This is a genomic window from Paludisphaera rhizosphaerae, assembly GCF_011065895.1.
In the GTDB taxonomy this organism is placed as follows: Bacteria; Planctomycetota; Planctomycetia; order Isosphaerales; family Isosphaeraceae; genus Paludisphaera; species Paludisphaera rhizosphaerae.
Map to the genome: position 1 here is coordinate 85,641 of NZ_JAALCR010000003.1, position 17,525 is coordinate 103,165.

Genomic DNA, 17,525 nt, shown 5'->3' on the forward strand with positions numbered 1-17,525 from the left:
CTCGTCGTCGACAACCCCTCGCCGACAGTGGCTGGCGACAGTCCCCGGCGCGCGGGAGAATCGCCGGATCTTCGAGACCGGCTTCATTCCCTCCCCGGAAGCCCCACCATGGCCACCCATTCGTGGACCCGCCGCGACTTCTCCCGCCTGGCGCTCGGGCTGGGCACCTGCACCGTCGTCCCTTCCCGCTTAGCCCCGGCGGCGGAAACACGCGACTATCGGTTCGACAAGACGATCTCGCGGCCCGTGCTGGAGAATTACCTCTCCCGCGCCATCACCGTGCAGGACCTGTTCATCGGCCAGGGGAACTTCGACGACAACCTGCGGATGCTCACGAGCGTGGGCGCGAAGTTCCTCGGCCGCAGCCTCTGCTTCTGGGCCGATGAATCGCACCTGCTGGAGAAGCTGGAGAAGGTCCGCACGCTGATCCCCAAGGTCCACGCGGCCGACCCGGAGATTGTCGCGCAGGCGTGCATCTTCGAGATCATCACGCCCCAGGTTGAGCAGGTGCCGATCCCGGCGTGGGCGTTCGAGATGATGGGGATGCCCGTCGAAACTCGGAACTTCCGGTTCGCCGACATGAGCTTCGCCGACGGCCGGTTCCGCAACCACTGGGGGCGAGGAGGCGGGACGGTCCCGGACGTCAGCCGGCCCGAGACGCAGCTCTACTTCCAGTTCCTGGCCGCCTCGTACATCGATGCGGGCGTCGAGGCGATCCACTACGGCCAGGTGGAGTTGATGAACAAGAACGACCGCGACCTGGCCCATTACGCAAAGGTCTTCGAGCGCGCCCGCGCCTACGCTGCGAAGAAAGCCCGGCGCGGGATGCTCCTGTGCGACGCCCACGTCCCGTCCGGCGGGGTCGTCCGCGAGGGCAAGCTGCTGCTCGACTTCCACTCGTTCCCATTGCGGATCAAGGAGATCCCCGACCCGCCTCTCGGTGGCATCCTGGAAATGGGCCACAGCGACGGGCTCTACGGCCGCAGCAAGGGGGGGACGACCTACAGCGGATGGTCGTGCGACCACCTCCCCTACCTCGCCGAGCTAGACAACTTCGGCCGCGGCCGAAACCCCGGCCAGTTCGGCCAGGGGGGCATCTGGAGTTGGGGCTACGACGAGATCAGCTGGTTCGCCCACCTCCCCGCCGACCGCCGCTCCGAGTGGCTGAAATACGCCTGGTCGTGGACCCGCGAACACGACCCCGCCGCCTTCCTCCAGATGCCCGGCGGCCGCGTCCTCCACGCCCCCGTCGACGGCAAGCGTTGGTACTACGCCAACAACCCCAGCCCCGCCGTCCCCGACGGCTTCGGCGACGAGGCCGCCATCAAGGCCGTCTGGGCGACGGACACGGCGGCGCGTTGAAGCCGTTCAATCCTTCGCCGCCACGCGCCACTTCCGGGTCATCTCCAGCGACTCGCCGGTCTCCAGCAGGCTCTTGAGGCTGGCGAGGATCGCGGGCCAGCCGTTGGAGACGGCACCGATGAGCTTGGATTCGGGCCGGTCCATCTCGTGGATGACGGTGAGCTTGACGGCGTCGCCGGCGGGCTCGATCTCGTAGGTGAGGAGGGAGTGGCCCTCCTCGCGCAGGGCGGGCTGGAACTCGTTCCGCCACTTGAGGACGAGTTTGCGGTTGGGAACGATCTCGACGACCTCGCCGGTGTCGGCCACGAGGTCGCCGGGGGCCATGATCCGCCAGGACGCGCCGGGCTTCCACTCGCATTCCTGCCAGGTCTCGGCCCAGTACTGGCGGGTGAACTCGGGCTCCAGGAGCGCTTGCCAGAGCTTCTCGGGCGTCGTGCGGATGTAGGTCACGTAGACGAACCTCGACTCAGCCATCGTTCTCTCCCTCCAGCTTGGACTTGAGGTCGGCGAGCGCGCGCAGGCGCCCCCGCTCGAACTTGTGGATCCAGCGCTCGGCGATCTCGTGGATCGGCGCCGGGTTGAGGTAGTGGAACTTCTCCCGCCCCTGCCAGACCGGGACGACCAGCGACGCCTCCTCCAGCACCTTCAGGTGCTTCGTCGCCGCCTGCCGCGTCATCCCCATCGCGTCGCAAAGCCTTCCCAGCGTCTGCCCGTTCTCCGCATGCAGACGATCCAGCAACAACCGCCGCGCCGGGTCGGCCAGGGCCTTGAACACCTTGTCGGAGTCCGTCTCCATCACCGGATTATGCAACCTTTGGGTTGCATGTCAAGCCGGCGGCCTTCAGCTCGGAGTGTCAGATCCTCGGAGTACAGATCGTTGCGACCGACCGAGATGGCGGTTAGGTTACGAATTCTTCTCATCGACCCTTGCCGCGATCCGCCGTCGAGCTGAAGGATGAGCCCGATGCCCAAGCTTGTGACGACCGTGTTGTTCCTCCTCTTCGCGACGTACGCAACCGCCGAGGAGCCGGCGAAGAACCCGACAACGCCGATAACGCGGACGATCCAGGGCCGCGTCGTCGATGCCGACGGCCGGCCCGTGACCCAGGGCAAGGTCTACTTCTCGATCTCGGATTGGTTCCCAAAATACACGAACGAGGGGACGGCGGAACTCGGCCCCGACGGGATGTACCACCTTGAGTTGAAGGACTACAAAGACGGCGATCTGTCCGTGCCGGCTTCCAACGCACGCAGATACACCGTAGTTGCGGCAGGCTTCCAGGCCGAACAAGGGCTGCTCGCGGCCGGAGTCGAGGCGGCGACGCTCGATTTCCGGCTGTCGCCGGCGGAGTGGAAGACTACGAGCTTGCGATTCGTAGATCAGCGGAATCATCCTGTAGCTGGCGTGGACGTCGACGTTCAGATCGCCCGCAACGTCGTCTGGGCGACCCTCAAGAGCGATCGTGAGGGCATCTGTCGTGTCGTGTCGCCCCCAAGGAAATCCGCAGGCATCCTGGTCGATTCGCGAGACTACCTGCCGATCGAGTGCAGCATCTCGGGGGGCGCGGACGACCCAACCGAGGTCGTCATTCCCATGTTCGACCCGATCCGCGGCCGGGTGATCGACCCAGCAGGCACTCCCCAGAAGAGAGTGGAGATCGGCGGCTCGATCGGCAGCGAGTACGACGCCAACATCCCGAACAGCCAGCTTTCGCTCTATGTCAATGGTTTCCCGAACCCCTACGAACCGGAGAAGACCGACGACCAGGGACGCTTCGCTCTGAGGCCGAAGATCACTCTCGACAACCGCGGAAGAGACAGGTCAGGAACGTTCCGGCTACCCCTCGAACCTCTCTGTTTCGCAGACTCAACCCTTCGAAACATGGCGTTCCTCGGCGTCGATTTGAAGAACCCGCTTCCGATGTATGAGGTGGTGCTGAAGCCTGCAAGACACGTCCGGATTCCGCTAGATCACGGAGTTGCGTCGACATCGGGCAAGTACGAGGTGGAATGGGGAATCTATGCACTCGTGGATCGCAGCGATTCTAGAAAGAGCATCCGCGTGATGAGCGGCGGCGTGGGCCCGCGTCAATCCGACGGCGACTGGCTGGAGGCCTACTGGCCGGAAGGGAAGTACAGCCTAAACATCGCTTCGCGGGATCCCGTCGCGGACAAAGGGCTCGAGGAGACGACGATCGAAGTGGACGTACCGTCCGGCGAGGGCCCACTCATCCTGCCGAAGCTTCTCCTGACCGGCAATTACATTGTGAAGCTGGTCGGCAAACCCGCGCCGGAGATTGAGGCTCGCGACCTTGATACTCGCAGCCCGATCCGGCTGGCCGATTACCGCGGCAAGGTCGTCGTTCTGGACTTCTGGGGCTACTGGTGCGGTCCTTGCGTCAGCGCCATGCCCGGGTTGATGAAGATCCACGACAAATACCAAGGCCGCCCGGTCGTCGTCCTGGCGCTCCACGACCAGTCGGTTCAGACGAGAGAGGCCTACGACGTCAAGCTGGAAAACGTGAAACGGAACATCTGGAACGGACGCGACCTGCCGTTCCGGGTCGCCGTCGACACGCCCGCTCCCGACATCCCGAAGGACGAGCCCGGCATCGCTCACGGTGTGACCTGCTCCCGATATGAGATCCTCAACTTCCCGACGACCCTGGTCATCGGTCCCGACGGCGTCGTGGCGGGGAGCGCCAGCCTAAGGACGCCCGGCGCCCTGGAGGCGCTGATCGACACGGTCCTGCCGAAAGCCTCGCCCTGATCAAGCGGACATCAGACGGGTGGGAGTGCGGCCTGGGCTCCTGTTAGAATCGAGAGGAAGCCGGAAACCCGAGCCGCCACTCGTCGCAGGACGCCATGCGCAAGATCACCCTGAAGCACACGCCGCCGCCGGCCCTCGCCCGGCAGTTGGCGGACGACCTGAACGCCTCCCAGCGCGAGGCGGCGACCGCGCCGGATGGGTACAACCTGATCCTCGCGGGGCCGGGGTCGGGGAAGACGCGGGTCATCACCTATCGCGTGGCCTGGCTGATCGCTCGCGGCATACCGGCCGAATCGATCCTGCTCGTCACGTTCACCCGACGCGCGGCGCGGGAGATGGTGGGGAGGCTCGGCGGCCTGGTCGGGCATGAGGCCGGGCGAGTCTGGGCGGGGACGTTCCATCACGTCGGCAACCGGCTGTTGCGACGCTCGGCCAAGGAGCTGGGCTTCGAGCCCAACTTCACCATCCTTGACGGTGAGGACCAGACCGACCTCATCCGCCTGGCCATGGACGACGCCGGGCTGGCCTCCAAGGACAAGCTCGCGCCCAAGCCGTCGCAGATCCAGCACCTGATCAGCTTCGCGGTCAACACGCGGAAGACCATCGAGGACGTCATCGCCGAGACGGCCGGCAACCTGATCGTTTGGACCGACCACGTCCGGGGCGTCGCCGAGGCCTACGCCGCGCGCAAGCGGGCGAGCAACTGCATGGACTACGACGATTTGCTCGTCCTCTGGCTCAAGCTGTTGAACGAACACCCGGCTCGACTCGCCGAGCAGGGCAAGATGTTCCGCCACATCCTCGTCGACGAGATGCAGGACACCAACGCCCTTCAGATCGAGGTCGTGGAGAAGATCGCCGCCGCCGGCGCGGGGAACCTGACGGCCGTCGGCGACGACGCCCAGTCGATCTACCGCTTCCGAGGGGCCGACTATGACAACATCCTCAAGTTCCCCGACCGCCACGCAGGCTCGCGGATCTTTCGCCTGGACGTGAACTATCGATCGACGCCGCAGATCGTGGCGTTGACGCAGGCTTCAATCACGCACAACAAGTCGGGCTTCCCGAAGCAGCTCGTCTCCGCGCGAACCGATGGGCTCAAGCCGGCGGTCGTCGCCACGGCCGACGTCTATGAAGAGGCGGATCTCGTCTGCCAGCAGATCATGGAGTCGCGCGACCGGGGAATCCCCCTGACCGAAACAGCGGTCCTCTACCGCAACCATTACGACAGCGTCGTCCTCCAGGGCGAGTTGCTCGCGCGGGGGATCCCGTACAACGTGCGGAGCGGCATCCGGTTCTTCGAGCAGGCCCACGTCAAGGACGTGCTGGCGTTCCTGCGGGTCGTCCTCAACCCGCGCGACGAGGCCTCGTGGCGGCGGCTCTTGCTGCTGCTGCCGGGGATCGGCCCCGCGAAAGCCGGCGCGGTTTATCGCAAGCTGGCGGCGTCCGGCGATCCATTCTCCGCCGTCGTGGCCGCCGAGACGATGGCGACCGTCCCCGCCAAGAGCCGGGGGATGTTCGCGGCGTTCGTCAACGACCTGAACCTGATCCGCGTCACCGACCCCGAGAACCGTCCCGCCGCCGCGATCCAGGCCGTGCTCGCCGGCGGCTACCCGGCCGTGATCCGCCAGCGCTACGACAAGCCCGACAACCGCATCAAGGACGTCGAGCAGTTCGCGGTTCTCGCCGCCAAGTACGAGAGCCTGGAACGTCTGGTCGCCGACCTTATGCTCGCCGGCGACCTCTACGGCGTCGAGTCGTCGGGAGGCGAGGAACCGGAAGACCTGCTCGTTCTCAGCTCGGTCCACCAGGCGAAAGGACTGGAGTGGTCCCAGGTCTTCGTCATCCGACTCGTCGACGACGGCTTCCCCAACCGACGAGCCGTCGACGAACCCGGCGGCGAGGAAGAAGAGCGCCGGATTTTCTATGTCGCCGTCAGCCGGGCCAAGGACGAGTTGATGCTGACCTATCCCTCCACGGTCAGCCGAGGCTACGGCCCGACGACCTTCTCCACCCCCAGCCGCTTCATCACCGAGATCGACCGAGACCTCTACGAACGGGCCGAGCTTGAGCACGAGTTCGAGGAGTTCGAGATCCCTGTCCCGAAGGAAGCCGACGCGGTCATGCCGGGACTTCTCGAAGAGGCGAAGAAGAAACGGGAGGCGAAGTGATGAGCGACCCGCGCGTTCAAAATCCGGCCCATAACGGCCTTCCCCCCTCGCGGGGGAAGGTGGCCGCGAAGCGGCCGGATGAGGGGGGATCGGCGTCGCGTCCAGAGTCCGACGCGCGGATGCGCATCCGTCGCCGGTCGTCCCCCTCAACTGACCGCTTCGCGGTCTGTCTTCGCCCTCCAGGGGGGAAGACGCTTTCTCACGACGGCCTCGACGTCGCCAAGCGAGCTTGCGCGTTCGCCTGCCTGGTGCTCGCGGCTCTCTTCCCCCAAACCGTCGCCGACGAGCCCGCACCGCAAAAGTCCTGCCGCATCATCGTCGTCGATGAAGCCACAGGCCGCGGCGTTCCGCTCGTCGAACTGCAAACCGTCAACCAGCTCAAGTTCGTCACCGACTCCAACGGCGTCGTCGCCTTCGACGAGCCGGGTTTGCTGGGGGATCGAGTCTTCTTCTCGATCAAGAGCCACGGCTACGAATATCCGAAGGACGGCTTCGGCAACCGCGGCACAGCCGTCGAGACGAAGCCGGGGGGAGAGGTTCGGATCAAGATCAAGCGTATTAACATCGCCGAACGGCTTTACCGAGTCACCGGCGCGGGTATTTACAGCGACAGCGTCAAGACGGGCGTCCCGACGCCGCTGCATGAGCCGGTCCTCAACGGTCGCGTCCTGGGCCAGGACAGCGTCCTGAGCGCCGTCTACGGCGGCAAGATCCACTGGTTCTGGGGAGACACGAACCGGCCCGACTACCCGCTGGGGAACTTCCACACCCCGGGAGCCGTCTCCGACCTCCCCGCTCGGGGGGGCCTCGACCCGTCGAAGGGAGTCGACCTGACGTATTACGTCGACGAGAAGAGGTTCGCCCGGCCGACCTGCAAGATGCCCGGCGACGGCCCCACCTGGGTCACCGGCCTGGTGACGCTGACCGACGCCCAGGGCCGCGAGCGGATGTTCGCCAACTACGCCAAGATCAAACCCCCGCTCAGCACCTACGAGGTCGGCGCCGTCGAGTGGGACCCGGAAAAGAACGAGTTCGTCAAACGCGTCGCCTTCGCCGGCAAGCCCGAAACCAGTACCGGCTCCACCCTCCTGGGCCACACGTTCCTCCATCGCGACGCCGGCGTCGACTACGTCTACTACTGCTCCCCCCTCCCCTTCGTCCGGATCCCCGCAACGCCCGAGGCCCTGATCGACGAGAACGCCGTCGAGGCCTTCACCTGCCTGATCCCCGACGCCAGTCCCGATGCGCAAAAGGTCGATCGCGACGCCGACGGCCGGCTGAAGTACTCGTGGAAAAAGCAGGGGCGGCGAGTCGACCAGCGGGGGCAGGAAAAGCTCGTCAAATCCGGCGCGATCAAGGCCGACGAAGCCCTAATTCAGCTGCGCGATACCGACGGCAAAAAGGTCGTCGCCCACGGCGGGTCCGTTTACTGGAACGACTTCCGCAAACGGTGGGTCTCCATATTCGTCGAGATCGGCGGGGAGAAGTCGCTGCTGGGCGAGGTCTGGTTCGCCGAGGCCGACTCCCCGACCGGCCCCTGGACGTTCGCCCGCAAGATCGCCTCGCACGAGAACTACTCGTTCTACAACCCCAAGCACCACCCCTTCTTCGACCAGGAAGGCGGGCGTTTGATCTACTTCGAGGGGACGTATACGGCCAGCTTCTCGGGCAACAAGGAGCAGACCCCTCGCTACGAGTACAACCAGTTGATGTACCGGCTCGACCTGGCCGACTCTCGGCTCGGCCTACCCGTCGCGGTGTACGAATCCGAGACTCCCGGCGGCCTGGCGACAGGGCCCGAACTCAAGAACGAAGTTCGCGGTAAGAGGATCGCCTTCTACGCCCCCGATCGTCCCGGCCTGGCCGATCGGCCGGTCGTGGAGGTTCAGGATGGGCAGGGATGCCGGACGCTCGCCCTGATGGAGCCGGGGGCAAGGCCTGCTGAGGGGGCCTCAGCGCCTCGGTTCTTCCTGCTTCCCGCCGATTCCCGGCTTGCGGAAACGACGCCGATCTACGAATACTCCAGGGACGGAAGCTCACAGCGGACGTTCGCCCCCGAATCGACTCCAGCGATGGATGGGTGGCGGCGGTCGCCGCAGCCCGTCGGCCGCGCATGGAAGAATCCGGGCCCCCCGCAACCGTGGTGACGAATGGAATCCACCACCCGACCGATCGATCTCGTGCTCGATGACGTCTCGCCGCCGATCGAGCCCGATCCGGATGACCCCGGCTCGCCGATCGACGACCTTCTGGACGGTCTGGAGCACGACCCCGAGGAGTCGTGGAACGCCTTCCTGGGACTGGAATCGCTCGACCCGGAGATCAGCCGGCCGATCGTCCGGGAGTTGATCGCGGCCCCGCTGAGCGAGGGTCTGTTCCGACTCCTCCACCTTCTGGGCGCCAGCCGGGACGACGAAATCCGAAGCGCCGCTCGCGAAGCCCTGGGGACGAACCGATCCGTCCCCTTGCGCAGGGCGGCGACGCTTCCGGCCGTCGTCGACAACGCTCCTCCCCGGCTGGTTCGATCGTTGGCGACGGCAGTCGATGGAGAGGGGCTGGCCACGATCGTGGTCGTGAGCGTCCAGAGCGGGCGAATCTCCTCGGCCGCGTTCCTCTGCGACGTCCGCGCAGGCATCCGCGACGTGCTCGGCCAGGTCGACGACGACCCCGAGGCTGACGTCGACCCACTCGCCCGTTTCCCCGAGCTGTCGCTGCGACCCTACGTCGAGGACGTCCCGGAGTTGGCGGTGGGCTTGCTGGCCGGCAGCCTCATGCTTTCGGGACGCGAGACTCCGCCGAGCGTCCGCGAATGGCTGGACGCGATCCTCGGCCGCGGATTTCATCCCGGGCTTCTGCCGGCCGCTCGACCCGAATGGGCTCCCGGGGTCCTCGACGCCGCGACGCTCGCCGATCGCGCCTGGCGAATCCTGGCAGCCTGCCCCACCTGGGTCGATCGCTCGTCGCTCACCTTCGACCTCGCCGAGGAGATCACCGTCCGCGAGCGCCGGGCCGTCGCCGATCCGCTCCGCGACTCCGGCGCCTACCGCTTCCTCTTCGAGCGTCGGCTCCTCCATCGCCTGGACCTGTACCGCCGGATGCTTCTCTGGATGGCCTTTTTCTGGGACGCCGCCGGCGAGAACGAGTTGGCGTCCGCCGCGGGCGTCCTCTCGGGGCAGCTTGCCGACCCTCAGTACGCGGTCCCCTCGCACCCCTTCACGGTCGCCCTCTCCACCCGCAGCCTGCACGAGGCCCAGCGACGGCTAGGAACCGCCGAGGATCCTCGCCGAGGCTGACGGCTTCTCGTTTCGAAACGACAAGGCCGGCCTCGCTCGACGACATGATCGCGCGACGGCCGGCCCGCAAACTTCGGGGAAAGGCGATTACTTCTTCGGCGCCTTGGCGTCGCTCTTGGCGGGCGCGCCCTTGCCGGTTTTGCCCTTCTTCTCGTCGGCTTTCTTCTTCTTGGCGATGTCGCGAGCGTCACCCATCGTTCGCACTCCTTCGGAAATCTGGACTGAACAGTCCGTCGGGAAAGGGACGTCGCCGTCGAAGGAGGCGGCGACGTTCTTGAGGATGCCTTCACTGTCAAACGAGTTCAAGACGAAGAGGCTGAAAACCCACGCGATTCTTTCAAAAAAATCGCCGTCCCGTGCACCTCCCCCCCTTTGCCGCTCCGAAACCGCCCTTCCCCCATCGGCGGCTTCCTGGTACGTTCCTCGCCCGTCGGCGCTTGGCGTCGACTCGCATCCCACGACCCCGTTCCAAGGAAGGCGGGCCGCACCATGATCAACCCCAGGAATTCCCACTCCCCCCTCCCCGACGACCGCCGCCGCCGCTGCCCGGTCTGCCGCCAGTCGGTCTACTCCAAAGCCGGCATCCATCCTCAGTGCGCGATCAAGCAGTCCGACCCCCTGCAGGTTGAGGACGACCCCGACACCGACGTGGAAGCCGCGGCCGAGACGGTCGTCGCCAAGGCCCCGCCGAAGCCCAAGTTCAAGTCCGCCCCCAAGTTCAAGGCGGCGGTCGTGAAGGTCGAGGCCTGAGCGATTCCGCCTGGCTCAGGGTTCGATCTGAAGGTCCAGGCGTTCGCTCCACTCGTTCCACGAGCCGTCGTAGTTCGCCAGGTTCTTGTAGCCGAGCCGCGCCAGGTTGAACAGCACGACCGTCGCCGCCACGCCGCCGTTGCAGTAGGCGACGACGGGCCGGGCCGGGTCGATGCGCTCGCGCTCGGCCAGGGCCTTCAATTCGTCGATCGGCAGGAACCCGCCCCCCTCGGCGAAGAACCGTTCGCGAGGAATGCTGACCGCCCCCGCGATGTGTCCCCCGCGCGGACCTCGTCGCCGCGCGGCCGTGTACTGACCGGCGTCGCGGGCGTCCACCAGTTGCATTCCGGGCTCGCCCAGCCGCGCGGCGAGTTGATCGGCCGTGAGCCGAAGCTCGGGGCGGACGCGGGGCGTGAACGTCGCCCGGGCAGGCGTGGGGACCTCCGCGGTCGTCGGCCTCTCTTCCTCGACCCAGCGGTTCCAGCCCCCTTGCAGGACGCTCACGCGATCGTGGCCGTAGTAGGCGAGCGCCCACCAGAGGCGAGTCGCGTACTGGCCCCCCATGTGGTCGACGGCGATCACGTGCGTGCCGTCGCCGATCCCCCGGACAGCCATCGCCTCCGCGAAGGCCTCCGGCCGGGCGATCTGAGCCTTCACCGGGTCGTCCAGGTCGACGATGTCGCGGGTCCAGTCGACATAGACGGCTCCGGGGATGTGGCCGGCCTTGTATTCCTCGGGCGCCCCCTTGTAGTCGGCCTCCTCGACCCCGGGTTCCAGCGGGCGGGTGACGACGTACCCGCGGATGTCGACGACGCGAACCGTCGGGTCGTTCAGATGGGCTTCCAGCCATTCGGGCGTGACGAGCATTTCGACGTCGGGCATGGGGGGCTCCCGGTGGGTTTTCTCGGGCGACGGCCCTAAGATAACCGGGATACGAACTTTGCTCCAAGCCCTCGCGCCCGCCAGAGAGAAACGATTCGACATGAAAGCCGCCGTCTTCTCGACTTTCGGAGAGCCCGCCGAGGTTCTGGACGTCCGCGAAGTCCCCGTCCCGAAGCCCGGGGCGGGACAGGTCCGCGTCCGGATGATCGCCAGCCCGATCAATCCCTCGGACACGATGGTGGTGGAGGGCCGCTACGGCGTCCTGCCGACGCTCCCGGCGACGCCGGGGTTCGAGGGGGTCGGCGTCGTGGAGGAGGCCGGGCCGGGGCTGATGGGACGGTTCGTGGTCGGCAAGCGGGTGGTCGTCATCAACAACAAAGGGGGCAACTGGGCCGAATACGCCGTCGTTCCGTGGAAGCAGGCCCGGCCGATCCCCGACGACATCCCCGACGAACAGGCGGCCACCTTCTTCGTGAACCCGGCGACCGCCCTGGCGATGGTCCGACACGTCCTGAAAGTGCCGAAGGGGGAATGGCTGCTCCTCTCGGCCGCAGGGTCGACGCTCGGCAAGATGATCATCAAGCTGGGTCGGCACGACGGCTTTAAAACGCTGTGCGTCGTGCGCCGGTCCGAGGCGAAGCAGGAGTTGATCGACCTGGGTGCGGACGCCGTGATCAGCTCGTCGGAGGGGCCTGTGCCGGAGCAAGTCCGGCGCGTGACCGGCGACGCCGGCCCGAAGTACGCGCTCGACCCCATCGGCGGCGAGGCCGGCACGGCGATTTTCCGATCGTTGGGCCCCGGCGGGCGGCTGATCGTGTACGGCTCTCTGACCGGCGAGCCGATCGAGGTCGACCCGCGATCGCTCATCAGTACCCGAACGAGCGTTGAGGGCTTCTGGCTCGGCCACTGGATGGCTGAACGCTCCATCCCCAGCGCCCTGCTGCTTTTCCGCGAAATCGCCGCCCTGATCCGTGAAGGAGTCCTCTCGGCCGACATCGGCCGAACCTACCCGCTGGCCCAGGTCTGCGACGCCGTTCGCGAGGCCGCGCAGGTCGGTCGAGGCGGCAAGGTGTTGCTGCGGATGTCGGGATCCCAATCGCCGTCCGCCTCCTGACGGAGCACGGGGGGAGTTTTTCGGAATTCATTCGCCGGGGGTTGGTAGGGACGCTACAATTTCCTGGTGTAGAGTCCTTCACAGCGCGAGCGGTTTCAGGAACGAGCCGCGTCGGCCCCTCGGGGCCGGTTCGACCTCATCATCCGTCTCGTCGCCGTGAGCAACCCGCCATCTCCGGCCTCGCCATAGCCCCCCTAATCGTGCTGGCTTCATGAAGGTTCGGCCGCTAACGCCGGTTCTTCGTGTCTTCTTATCGCTCAAGGGAATTGGACGGCGGTTCGGCGCGGGTTGAGTTTAATGGTGGACGACCTAAGTATGACTCCACCCAGCCGGTTCTCTCTCCGGCGGGTTGTATTGTGAAAGTCCCGAGGCGACGTCCCAGGACGCAGGATGCAGGCGCGATCGCGGCGGGCGGGGAATAATCGACGATGAGTAGCGGAACGAGTGGTGCTCAGGACTGGCGAGCCATCGCGTGTCTCGCCCCCAACGGCGAACGACTCCTCTGCGTGGGCGAAAGCTCCTCGCAGGTTCGCGCCGCCTACGCGGGGGCCTGGGGCGAGGTGATCCGGGACGAGGATCGTCCCACCGTGCGAGCCATCTCCCTGCAGCGCTGGAGCGGCCAGTTTTGGTCGGGCCAGTGGGAGCACCAGACCTACCTGACCGTCCCGGCCACCCGCACCGGCAAGGCCGCCGGCGATGGAGACGGCGAATCCGAGATCGACGGGGAACTCGACGGCGGCGTTGCCGTCGCGGTCGACTCCGAGGTCGAGGACGAAGAAGGCGACCTTCTGGAAGCCGGCGGCTCCAACTCGAAGACCAACTAAGACTTCGGCGAAAAGCCGACCGACGTTTCCTCACTCTTCCCCCCGGCCTCCCCGGGGGGTCTTTCATTTCGAACCCCTGCCTTCAATTCAGCCGACTACGACCGCCAGCGGGTCGACCTCGTCCCGACTCGGCCAGACGGTCAACTCGGGAAACGCCCGCGCGATCCGATCGGCCAGGTCTTCCACGCCGGGTCGTTCCGTGGCGTAGTGCCCGGCGACGATCAGTCCCATCCCCAGCGCCTTCGCCTCCAGAACGCGGTGGAACCGAGCCTCCCCCGTGAATAAGACCTGCGCGCCGAGTTTCGACGCATCACCCAGGAAATCGTCCCCCGCCCCGCAGGAGACGGCCACGCGCTCGACGGTCGCGTCGAGGTCGCCGGCCACCTGGAACATGGTCCCACCCAGGGCCCGCGAGGCCGATCGCGCGAACTCGCCGAGCGGACGCGGCTCCTCCAGCCGGCCGATCCGTCCTGCACCCAGCGGTCCGGAAGGCGACTCGACCGGATAAACGTCGATCGCCGGCTCCTCGTACGAATGCCTCGCCCGGATCGCCGTCAGGACCGAATCCAACCGATCGCCGGGGCAGACGAACTCGATCCGGAGTTCCTCGACCGTCTCACGCCGGCCCTTTTCGCCGACAGCGGGGTCGGTCGACTCGCCGCCGAAGAACGTCCCCCGGCCGGGGATCATGAAGGAACACTCGGAGTAATCGCCGACCCCCCCTGCCCCCACCTCGAAGGCCCCGGCCAGCACGGCTTCACGATCAGCTTCGGGAGTGAACACAACGACCTTGAACGCAGGCCGAGGGGACTCGGAACGGATCGGCGACACGTCAACCAACCCCAGCCGACGACAGAGCCCGACGTTGATCCCGTCCGAGGCGCTGTCGAAGGCCGTGTGCGGGCTCGCCACGGCCACGCCGGCCCGGGCGAGCGCCCAGAGCGGGGCTGTCGCCGGAAGATCGGCGCGGATCTTCTTGGTTTCGCGGAAGAGGATCGGGTGATGGCTGACGATCAACCCGGCACCCTCGCGAACGGCCTCCGCCGCGGACTCCGCGGTCACGGTCAGGCACGTCATGACCCGTTCCACGGCCGCCGTTGGATCGCCCCAGAGCAGCCCCACATTGTCCCACGATTCGGCCAGCCGCGACGGGGCGAACCCCTCCAGCCAGCGAACCACCTCGGCCACGGTCTTCACGATTCGCCTCCCACTGCCAGCCAGCGCGCCAGATCGTCCTGAAGCCGTCGGGTCGTTGATCCCGGGGCGGGGAAACGAGCGCCTCCCCAGACGCCGACCGGCACGATTCCCCGCAAGGCGTTCGTCAGGAACATCTCTTCCGGCCGGAGCCGCCGATCCAGCGGCCCAAGCGCCTCCTCGTCGACATCGATCCCCAGCGCCCGGGCCCGTTCGACGACCAATCCCCGCATCACCCCCGGCAGGATCCGGCCGTCCGCCGGGGGCGTCGTCAGTCGACCGTCGATGACGAAGAAGACGTTCGTGCGGCTCCCCTCGAGCACCTTGCCGGCCCTGTCGACCAGCAGCGCCTCGTCGCAACCCTCGGCGCGAGCCCGTTCGAAGAGCAGCCGATATGGCCAGTAATTCAGACTTTTGAAGGCCGTCAGCGGATCCTGCCGCGCCGGGCCGATCGTCCCCAGGCGAAATCCTTCCAAAGGCGGCGACGGAGGGAGCGGCGACGACCGCATCCAGAGCGTCGAACCGCCTTCCGCCGAAGCCCCGCCGCTGAGCGTGATCCGGAGCGCCGCGTCCCCTTCCCGACCATCGGCGGCGAGCAAAGCCTGAACGTCTTCGGGCCCCGGCAGATCGCTTTCTTCGAGCGGGATTCCCAACTCCCGGGCCGACCGCGTGAGGCGTTCGAGGTGTCTCGGCAGGAGCGTCGGCCGACCGTTCCAGGTGCGGAGCGTCTCGAACAGGCCCAGGCCGTGCTCGAAAGCCCGATCGGAGACGCTGATCCTCAGGGAGTCGTCGGCGACGATCGCGCCTTGATACCAGATCATCGGGCGTCCTCCCCGGTGAGGACTCGGCGGATGCCGCGGCCCTTGTGAAGCGTCTCCTCGTATTCGGCCTCGGGAACGGAATCCGCGACGATCCCACCGCCGACCTGGTAGCTGACGCGGTCGCCCTCCACCAGAGCCGTCCGGATGGCGATATTGAACCCGCTCGTCCCGCCCCGGCTCAGGTAGCCGATTGCCCCGGTGTAGAGGCTGCGGCGGGTGGGCTCCAATTCGTCGATGATCTCCATCGCCCGGATCTTGGGAGCGCCGGTGATCGAGCCGCCCGGGAACGTCGCGCGGACGACATCGATCGGCCCCACGTCGGGGCGCAGACGGCCCTCGACGGTCGCCACCAGGTGATGAACCTGCGCGTAGGTTTCGAGCTTCATCGCCTCAACGACCTGAACCGAACCGAATTGGCAGACGCGGCCCAGGTCGTTGCGCTCCAGGTCGACAATCATGGTCAACTCGGCGCGGTCCTTGGCCGAGGATTGCAGCTCGGCGGCGAGGGCGTCGTCCTCCTCGGGGGTCGCCCCGCGAGGGCGGGTGCCCTTGATCGGTCGGGTCGCGATCCAATCGCCGCGAGTCTGATAGAACCACTCGGGACTCGCCGAGACGACCGCCAGGTCCCGCCAGCGAAGAAACGCCGAGAACGGCGCGGGGCTCTCGCGGCGGAGTCGCAGGAAGAGTTCCAGCGGGTCGATCTTCCCGTGGGCCGAGAATCGCTGGGAGAGGTTGATCTGGAAGACGTCGCCGGCCTCGATGTAGTCGAGCGTGCGGCGGAGCGCCGTCAGGTATTCGTCGCGGGTGAAGTTGCTCGTGAGCGAGCCGAGCTGCGTCGTGCCGAGCGGCCGGGGCGAGGCCGCGGCGTCCTTGATCGCCCGCCGCCAGAACCGGGCCCGGCGCTCGACCTCGGTGCGACCCTCGCCGAGCAGGTCCCAGGCGTGGATCGCGGCCGCGCCGGTGCGCTCGTCGACGAGGACGGCCGTGTCGTGCAGGGCCATGCGGACGTCGGGGAGTTTTGAATCCCGCGCGGCCTTTCGGGGGAGTCGTTCCAGCGCGGGGGCCAGGTCGTAGCCGAAGAAGCCGATCAGGCCGCCTCGGAAGGGGCAGGCGTCAGGGTCGTCGGCGAAAGGGTCGGCCGGCTCGGCCAGGCGGAACTCGCGGGCGAGCGTATCCAGCCGGGCCATCGGGCCGTCCCCGGACATGAAATGCCCGGCGTCGGTTCGGATCGACCACCTCGGGCCGATGGACTCGAAGACGAGCCGCGGGTAGGCGGAAAGCACGCTCCAGCGGCCGGCCTCGCCGAACCCCGCGCCTCCCGCGAGGATCGCGGGCTCGGGCCAGCAGCCGACGGCGGCCGTCAGCCGGTCGACCGGCAGGTCGAGGGGGATTCGGACGCTTGTGGGTTCCTGAGTCGTTCCCAACGGGGATTGGCCTCTCCAAACGGGGCGGCGGGACGTAATCTGGTGGGGAGACGTCGGAGCCGCGGGGAGTCGATGATCGTCCAGGACCCCCGCCGGCTTCAACCCAGACTCGTCCCGATTGAACGATGATACGAAATCCTCTCGGCCTCCGACTCGACCCCAACCGACCGATTCGCGACCAGATCCAGCAGGCCGCCCGTATCGGGGCCAAGGCCGTCGTACTGGAAGCGTCGGGCGACCTCGCCCCCCACCGATTGGGCGAAACCGGCCGACGCGACCTGAAACACCAGTTGCGGTCCGTCGAGGTCGCCCTGACCGCCCTGGCCCTGCCGACCCGCCGGGCCTTCGACACGACCGACCAGCTTGACGACCGCATCCGGCGCGCCGATTCCGTCTTCGCCCTGGCCTTCGAGATGGGCACGCGACTCGTGCTGACGAATGTCGGCCCGGTCCCTCCCGTCGATGAGGCCCCCCGTCGCGAAGCCTTTACCCACGCGCTCGCCTCGCTGGCGAACCGCGCCGACCATCGAGGAGTTCGGCTGGCGATCGAGGCAGGCGCCGACCTGCCGGAAACCCTCCGCGAGTTCCTCGACGGCCTGGCCAGCCCGGCGCTCGCCGCCAGCATCGACCCGCCGTCCATGCTCCGTGCGGGGATCGATCCGGTCGCCGCCGCCCGCGAGTTGCACGCCTGGGTCGCCCACGCCTACGCCGGCGATCCCACTGGCGGTTCGACCACCGCCCGCAACCCCCGGGGCGTCGGCTTTCCGCCGGGCGCGCTCGACTGGGAAGAGTACGTCGGGGCCCTTGAAGAGATCGCCTACCACAGCGCCCTGACCGTCTGGCCCGAGCCCCCGACCGACCCGGCGAAGCTGTTCAAGGCGGTCGTCGACCGGGTCGCCCAGATCTCCTGAGTCTGGCCC

At 67.2% G+C, this 17,525-nt stretch carries 15 protein-coding genes; 9 read left to right on the plus strand and 6 right to left on the minus strand.

Features of this window, described 5'->3' with window-relative positions:
- Nucleotides 1-108 precede the first annotated feature (108 nt).
- Nucleotides 109-1,362 carry a hypothetical protein gene (locus G5C50_RS05020; protein WP_206107583.1) on the plus strand — a complete coding sequence of 418 codons (1,254 nt, stop codon included), beginning with the start codon at nucleotides 109-111 and terminating at the stop codon, nucleotides 1,360-1,362.
- A gap of 6 nt (nucleotides 1,363-1,368) precedes the next feature.
- Here the strand turns inward: G5C50_RS05020 and G5C50_RS05025 are convergent, their stop codons facing one another.
- Nucleotides 1,369-1,836, minus strand: coding sequence for an SRPBCC family protein (locus tag G5C50_RS05025; protein WP_165065918.1), 468 nt, complete (start codon nucleotides 1,834-1,836; stop codon nucleotides 1,369-1,371).
- Entirely contained in the window at nucleotides 1,829-2,158 is a 330-nt protein-coding gene (locus G5C50_RS05030) for an ArsR/SmtB family transcription factor (protein ID WP_165066498.1), read from the minus strand. The genes G5C50_RS05025 and G5C50_RS05030 overlap by 8 nt, the downstream gene beginning before the upstream one ends.
- A 168-nt stretch (nucleotides 2,159-2,326) precedes the next feature.
- Between G5C50_RS05030 and G5C50_RS05035 the strand changes: the two genes are divergently transcribed.
- The 5 genes from G5C50_RS05035 (at nucleotide 2,327) to G5C50_RS05055 (ending at nucleotide 10,346) form a co-directional block, all read left to right on the plus strand.
- Entirely contained in the window at nucleotides 2,327-4,132 is a 1,806-nt protein-coding gene (locus tag G5C50_RS05035; RefSeq protein ID WP_165065920.1) for a TlpA family protein disulfide reductase, read from the plus strand.
- A 95-nt stretch (nucleotides 4,133-4,227) separates the two neighbouring features.
- Nucleotides 4,228-6,303, plus strand: coding sequence for an ATP-dependent helicase (locus G5C50_RS05040; protein ID WP_165065923.1), 2,076 nt, complete (start codon nucleotides 4,228-4,230; stop codon nucleotides 6,301-6,303).
- Nucleotides 6,303-8,450 carry a hypothetical protein gene (locus tag G5C50_RS05045; RefSeq protein ID WP_165065926.1) on the plus strand — a complete coding sequence of 716 codons (2,148 nt, stop codon included), beginning with the start codon at nucleotides 6,303-6,305 and terminating at the stop codon, nucleotides 8,448-8,450. The genes G5C50_RS05040 and G5C50_RS05045 overlap by 1 nt, the downstream gene beginning before the upstream one ends.
- A gap of 3 nt (nucleotides 8,451-8,453) precedes the next feature.
- Nucleotides 8,454-9,596 carry a hypothetical protein gene (locus G5C50_RS05050; RefSeq protein WP_165065929.1) on the plus strand — a complete coding sequence of 381 codons (1,143 nt, stop codon included), beginning with the start codon at nucleotides 8,454-8,456 and terminating at the stop codon, nucleotides 9,594-9,596.
- Between the two features lie 489 nt (nucleotides 9,597-10,085).
- Nucleotides 10,086-10,346 (plus strand): hypothetical protein, encoded by a 261-nt coding sequence (locus G5C50_RS05055; RefSeq protein WP_165065931.1) that lies wholly within the window; start codon nucleotides 10,086-10,088, stop codon nucleotides 10,344-10,346.
- 15 nt (nucleotides 10,347-10,361) lie between these two features.
- Here G5C50_RS05055 and G5C50_RS05060 read toward each other — a convergent pair whose 3' ends face one another.
- Nucleotides 10,362-11,228 (minus strand): sulfurtransferase, encoded by an 867-nt coding sequence (locus tag G5C50_RS05060; protein ID WP_165065934.1) that lies wholly within the window; start codon nucleotides 11,226-11,228, stop codon nucleotides 10,362-10,364.
- A 100-nt stretch (nucleotides 11,229-11,328) separates the two neighbouring features.
- Between G5C50_RS05060 and G5C50_RS05065 the strand changes: the two genes are divergently transcribed.
- Nucleotides 11,329-12,342, plus strand: coding sequence for a zinc-dependent alcohol dehydrogenase family protein (locus G5C50_RS05065; RefSeq protein WP_165065937.1), 1,014 nt, complete (start codon nucleotides 11,329-11,331; stop codon nucleotides 12,340-12,342).
- Nucleotides 12,343-12,770: 428 nt separating this feature from the next.
- Complete coding sequence (locus tag G5C50_RS05070; protein ID WP_240906971.1) at nucleotides 12,771-13,166, plus strand: hypothetical protein; 396 nt, start codon at nucleotides 12,771-12,773, stop codon at nucleotides 13,164-13,166.
- A gap of 87 nt (nucleotides 13,167-13,253) precedes the next feature.
- On the opposite strand, the gene G5C50_RS05075 is transcribed toward G5C50_RS05070, so the two are convergent.
- From G5C50_RS05075 to pabB, 3 genes are read right to left on the minus strand one after another with little or no spacing between them, the layout of a single operon-like run.
- A complete protein-coding gene (locus G5C50_RS05075; protein ID WP_165065940.1) occupies nucleotides 13,254-14,363 on the minus strand; it encodes a Nif3-like dinuclear metal center hexameric protein in 1,110 nt (369 codons plus the stop codon).
- On the minus strand, nucleotides 14,360-15,181 hold the full coding sequence (locus tag G5C50_RS05080; RefSeq protein WP_165065942.1) for an aminotransferase class IV: 822 nt from the start codon (nucleotides 15,179-15,181) through the stop codon (nucleotides 14,360-14,362). Before G5C50_RS05080 ends, G5C50_RS05075 begins: the two co-directional genes overlap by 4 nt.
- Nucleotides 15,178-16,605 (minus strand): aminodeoxychorismate synthase component I, encoded by a 1,428-nt coding sequence (gene pabB / locus G5C50_RS05085; RefSeq protein WP_165065945.1) that lies wholly within the window; start codon nucleotides 16,603-16,605, stop codon nucleotides 15,178-15,180. The genes G5C50_RS05080 and pabB overlap by 4 nt, the downstream gene beginning before the upstream one ends.
- A 125-nt stretch (nucleotides 16,606-16,730) precedes the next feature.
- Here pabB and G5C50_RS05090 point away from each other — a divergent pair, with 125 nt between their 5' ends.
- Complete coding sequence (locus tag G5C50_RS05090) at nucleotides 16,731-17,516, plus strand: sugar phosphate isomerase/epimerase family protein (RefSeq protein ID WP_165065948.1); 786 nt, start codon at nucleotides 16,731-16,733, stop codon at nucleotides 17,514-17,516.
- Nucleotides 17,517-17,525 lie beyond the last annotated feature (9 nt).

Bases quoted from the DNA above. Each gene is read 5' to 3' on its own strand.
- G5C50_RS05055 (WP_165065931.1), top strand. From the start codon at position 10,086: ATGATCAACCCCAGGAATTCCCACTCCCCCCTCCCCGACGACCGCCGC.
- G5C50_RS05080 (WP_165065942.1), bottom strand. From the start codon at position 15,181: ATGATCTGGTATCAAGGCGCGATCGTCGCCGACGACTCCCTGAGGATC.
- G5C50_RS05025 (WP_165065918.1), bottom strand. From the start codon at position 1,836: ATGGCTGAGTCGAGGTTCGTCTACGTGACCTACATCCGCACGACGCCC.
- G5C50_RS05040 (WP_165065923.1), top strand. From the start codon at position 4,228: ATGCGCAAGATCACCCTGAAGCACACGCCGCCGCCGGCCCTCGCCCGG.
- G5C50_RS05090 (WP_165065948.1), top strand. From the start codon at position 16,731: ATGATACGAAATCCTCTCGGCCTCCGACTCGACCCCAACCGACCGATT.
- G5C50_RS05065 (WP_165065937.1), top strand. From the start codon at position 11,329: ATGAAAGCCGCCGTCTTCTCGACTTTCGGAGAGCCCGCCGAGGTTCTG.
- G5C50_RS05070 (WP_240906971.1), top strand. From the start codon at position 12,771: ATGAGTAGCGGAACGAGTGGTGCTCAGGACTGGCGAGCCATCGCGTGT.
- G5C50_RS05060 (WP_165065934.1), bottom strand. From the start codon at position 11,228: ATGCCCGACGTCGAAATGCTCGTCACGCCCGAATGGCTGGAAGCCCAT.
- G5C50_RS05020 (WP_206107583.1), top strand. From the start codon at position 109: ATGGCCACCCATTCGTGGACCCGCCGCGACTTCTCCCGCCTGGCGCTC.
- G5C50_RS05045 (WP_165065926.1), top strand. From the start codon at position 6,303: ATGAGCGACCCGCGCGTTCAAAATCCGGCCCATAACGGCCTTCCCCCC.
- G5C50_RS05035 (WP_165065920.1), top strand. From the start codon at position 2,327: ATGCCCAAGCTTGTGACGACCGTGTTGTTCCTCCTCTTCGCGACGTAC.
- G5C50_RS05030 (WP_165066498.1), bottom strand. From the start codon at position 2,158: ATGGAGACGGACTCCGACAAGGTGTTCAAGGCCCTGGCCGACCCGGCG.
- G5C50_RS05050 (WP_165065929.1), top strand. From the start codon at position 8,454: ATGGAATCCACCACCCGACCGATCGATCTCGTGCTCGATGACGTCTCG.